This window comes from Pseudomonas sp. EA_65y_Pfl1_P113 (assembly GCF_963970525.1).
Taxonomy (GTDB): domain Bacteria; phylum Pseudomonadota; class Gammaproteobacteria; order Pseudomonadales; family Pseudomonadaceae; genus Aquipseudomonas; species Aquipseudomonas tritici.
In genome coordinates this window covers 1-435 of the sequence record NZ_CAXAQM010000666.1, presented here as the reverse complement: position 1 = coordinate 435, position 435 = coordinate 1, and the positions used below count along the sequence as shown (strand labels likewise).

The window sequence follows — 435 nt, the reverse complement described above, 5'->3', positions numbered from 1 at the left end:
ATCACGCTCGTGGCGCGTGGACTTGGCGCGTAGGGGGGGCATGCAGCTCGGCTGACCGCGAACTGACCAGATGGTGCCCGGGACACGAGCAGGCGCCATGGACCCTCGCGGAAAACCCCCGGCCGATCTGGCGAAAATTCGCGGAACCGTGTAGATCGGCTGCATGAGCAGCAACGTCTACGTCGTCGCCCACCCCCTGGTCCAGCACAAGCTTTCCCTGATGCGGGAAAAGGACCGGTCGACCAAGAGCTTTCGCGAGATCCTCAACGAGATCGGGATGCTGCTCGGCTACGAGGTGACGCGGGACCTGCCGCTCGAGATGGTCCCGATCGAGACGCCCATTGCGCCGATGCAGGCGCCGAAGATCGCCGGCAAGAAGCTCACGCTGGCCCCGATCCTGCGCGCCGGGGTCGGCTTCCTCGACGGCATGCTGGC

1 protein-coding gene is annotated in these 435 nt (G+C 66.0%); it reads left to right on the top strand.

The annotated features are described in order from the left end of the window. Nucleotides 1–163: 163 nt before the first annotated feature. A partial coding sequence (locus tag AACY52_RS31630; RefSeq protein ID WP_339561599.1) for a uracil phosphoribosyltransferase occupies nt 164–435 on the top strand: 272 nt, incomplete at its 3' end.